This window comes from Bartonella sp. AP7XZML, assembly GCF_042195745.1.
Lineage (GTDB): Bacteria > Pseudomonadota > Alphaproteobacteria > Rhizobiales > Rhizobiaceae > Bartonella.
This window is the reverse complement of the sequence record NZ_JBHIOT010000039.1, coordinates 1-2,205: the sequence shown is the minus strand read 5'-3', so window position 1 is coordinate 2,205 and position 2,205 is coordinate 1. Positions and strand designations below refer to the sequence as shown.

General features: G+C 45.2%; 2 protein-coding genes and 2 pseudogenes. All 4 read right to left on the bottom strand.

The window, feature by feature from the left end:
- Positions 1–796 (bottom strand): annotated as a pseudogene (locus ACFILT_RS03390) (phage tail tape measure protein); the annotation flags it as partial.
- A gap of 131 nt (positions 797–927) precedes the next feature.
- Entirely contained in the window at positions 928–1,341 is a 414-nt protein-coding gene (locus tag ACFILT_RS03385) for a hypothetical protein (protein ID WP_375679581.1), read from the bottom strand.
- A 9-nt stretch (positions 1,342–1,350) separates the two neighbouring features.
- A complete protein-coding gene (locus ACFILT_RS03380; RefSeq protein WP_375679580.1) occupies positions 1,351–1,869 on the bottom strand; it encodes a phage major tail tube protein in 519 nt (172 codons plus the stop codon).
- A 3-nt stretch (positions 1,870–1,872) separates the two neighbouring features.
- Positions 1,873–2,205: pseudogene (locus tag ACFILT_RS03375) on the bottom strand (phage tail protein); the annotation flags it as partial.

Below are 2,205 nucleotides of genomic sequence, written 5' to 3'. Positions count from 1 at the left end.
CCCTGTTCAGATTTTGCCAAAACATCAAAAAAGCGTACCAAAGTGCCGGTAGCATCTTTATCCAGATCTTGCATGAATTTTTCGCGAGAAAGCCCGATATTAGCAAAAGCATCTTCAATATGCTTGCCCCCCGCCTGTATGCGCGCACTCATGGCATTAAAACCACGCGCGGCACTCTCAGGAACGATACCAGCAGAAATCATCGCCGTGCCAAAAGCTGCTGTTTCACGGGCAGTGAGCTTAAACATGGTTGCCGCACCGGTGGCACGATTGGTAAAATCAGACACTTCACTGGCTTTTGCCGCCATGTGGTTCGAGAGATGATTGATAGCATCGCCTAGATCTTCAATGCCTGCTTGATTAAGCTTAAAGACATTGCGCAATTTGGCAAAGCGCTCCCCAATCTGATCTCCCGTCATATCAAAAGCAACAGCTGCTTTAGCGGCATAAATGCTAAAAGCTTCGAGATCTTGTTCGCCAATCCCTGCTTGGCTAGCACTGGTCATCAGTTCTAAAACTTCACGCNATCAAATTGCATGGCTTTATAGAGCGGTGCAATTAAGGTTGCTGTTTGCGCAATGGCACCCACCATACGCCCGCGTGCATGATTGAAAGCATTTTCTGCATTCTTTGTCGCATCCTCAAGATGCTCCGGGTCAAACCAATTTTTAAAATGCTGCCTTGTCTTGTTTTGGAAATGCGCAACATCTGAACTAAAGGCTGCAAGATCACGCTTGGCAGAAGCTATCCCCTCTTGCAGATGATTGACAAAACGCACAACAAGGGAAACATCCATGATCGTCTCTTATCCTAACTGATGACTTTCATATTCTTGGGCTTTAAAGCGTGCGAGTTCTTCTCGATAGGCAATCACATCCAGCCAATCCATCTGATTAATTTCTGAAGGCGCCCAGTGATAATAAAGCGCTAGTTCTGCTCCAAATTGTCTGGCAGAGAGGATTGGCGTTGCGTAAAAAAAGCAAAAAAGGCCTTCAATATTGCGACAATATCTATCACATCAACTCGATCAATCAATTCAACCGTTTCATGAGACATATCGGCTAAAAGTGCTGTGATGCCTTCTGTTGCCTCACTTGTGAACAAAACTTGAGAAAGCTTCGTGATAAGCACATCATTGCTCAAAGTTGTTATTTTCTCTCCAAACTCAGGAAGCAGCAGCTCTGTCAATTGTGGTCCAATGAGCACCGCTAATTGCTTGGCATGCTTAAAAGTGGGGCGATAAAAGGTCAGTTTCTTGCAGAGAGTTTCTTTGCCTCCTTTATCCTGATAAGGAAGCGGAACCTGCAACTCTACATCAATGCTGGTTTGTAAACTTGTCATGATCAATTCCTATAAATTGAGAATAGAGCGGCGGCGAGAACCGATCTCTTGCCCATTGCGGACAAGCCAGCCGCCCCGTTTAAACGAAAAGCGGTGCAAAACAGAACCATCCCAAAATTCCGTATAGTCCCAAACATTTTTGATCTCGCAATCATAGCCTGTCGCTTTTCCAGCCGTTAAGCCTTCACTATCCACTTTGACCAAGCGCCCCGTGACATCAATGGAATGCTCATGCTCGCGCCCATCTTCTTCAGAGATCACATGTTTTTTTCCGGTAAATTTATGACGAAGACCAGGAGAACCACCAAAGATGCCGATAATTTCGGGGGTGTGACTGCGGATTTTCATTTGTAAACCAAGGGCTTTGACACCAAGACCGCTCACATCAATTTGCATATCAGAGCCCCCTGGTTGATAGGTTTCGGTGATTTCTTCCAACGTGGGCAGTTTTAATGTTTCAAGATCGAGGTGAAGATTCACATTATCATCAACAATCAGCGTAAAACCGCGTACAATGCGTAAAGTCATGCTCTAACTCCTTGCTGCTTTGCGATAAGTTTCAAGCGTATCGCCAAATTGATAAGTCATTTTCTTTTGGATATCTTGCGCCAGCCGATCAAAATAAGCGCTATTGCGCCGGCTGCCGAAACTCAAATCTTCTAAAGGTGGTACTTCTTCTGCATCAAATTCCACCCGCAATTTTCCCAATTGCAAAGTACTGTTGGAATTTAAATCACGATCAAACCAAACCCGCCCACCCAAAAGCGCTCCACGTGCAATCATATCATCAAGAAACTGCGTGAGGCTGCGGGTAATGGCAATAACATGTTGACCAGTAAGGTTTTCATCATTCGCCCAAGGGCG